The following is a 1,127-nucleotide window of genomic DNA, read 5'->3' as shown; positions in this document are numbered from 1 at the left end:
ACCTCGTCCGCTGGGACAACCACGGCCGGCTCACCTACACAGGCCGAGCCGACGAACAAGTCAAAATCCGCGGCTTCCGCATCGAACTCGGCGAGGTGGAGTCGGCACTGGCCGCCCACCCCGACATCGCCCAGGCAGTAGTCGTGGCACGAGAAGCCGGTACCGGCCGGGGCAGACGTCTCATCGGATACGTCGCACCGACACCCGGCACCCAATCCCCCGACCCCACCACGCTGCGTGAATTCGCCGCCGAGCGCCTGCCCGAATACGCGGTCCCGGCAACAGTCGTCATCCTCGACGCCCTCCCCCTGACCGCCAACGGCAAAGTCAACCGCAAAGCCCTCCCCGAGCCACAATTCACGGGGGGAGACCACCGGGCTCCGCGTACGGCGTTGGAGGAAGTGCTGTGCGGTGTCTTCGCCGAGGCGCTGGGCGTGGACTCGGTCGGTGTCGAGGACTCGTTCTTCGGACTGGGTGGCGATTCCATTGTCGCGATTCAGCTGGTGTCGCGGGCGCGTGCGGCGGGTGTGGTGTTCTCGCCCCGGGATGTGTTCCAGTGGCGCACGGTCGAGGCGCTGGCAGCCATTGCCGGGACGGCTGAGGTGGCACCTGCATTTGAGGCCGCGAGTGAGGCTATCGGTGAGGTGCCGCCGACGCCGGTCATGTCGCTCTTCGCCGGACGCGGCGGCCCGATGGACGGCTTCTTCCAGTCGATGGGTGCCCGGGTTCCGGCGGGCGTGCGGCTCACTGATGTCGAGGGAGCGGTGCAGGCGCTGGTGGATCACCATGACGTGCTGCGAATGCGGGCGTCGTTGACCGGTGAGGGCAGGTGGGTGCTGTCGGTGCCGGAGGTCGGTGCGGTGCGCGCGGCGGGTCTGGTGTGCCGGGTGGATGTGGCGGGTCTGTCGCGGGACAGGCTGGCGGCTGTGGTGGCGCAGGAGCAGACAGCTGCGCAGGGGCGTCTGGCCCCGGCGGGCGGTGTGTTGGTGCAGGCGGTCTGGTTCGACGCCGGGCCGGGCGCTGAGGGTCTGCTGCTGTTGGTGGTGCATCACCTGGTGGTGGACGGGGTGTCGTGGCGGATCCTGATGCCGGATCTCGAAACCGCGCTGAACGCCGTCGTCGCCGGG

Annotated in this window: 1 protein-coding gene; it reads left to right on the top strand. The window is 69.2% G+C overall.

The genetic code is table 11. The annotated features are described in order from the left end of the window. A partial coding sequence (locus tag ACWCQ6_RS37425) for an AMP-binding enzyme (protein ID WP_451096994.1) occupies window positions 1-1,127 on the top strand: 1,127 nt, incomplete at both ends.

The organism is Streptomyces sp. NPDC001880 (assembly GCF_053594575.1).
This window is presented reverse-complemented; position numbering and strand designations above follow the sequence as displayed.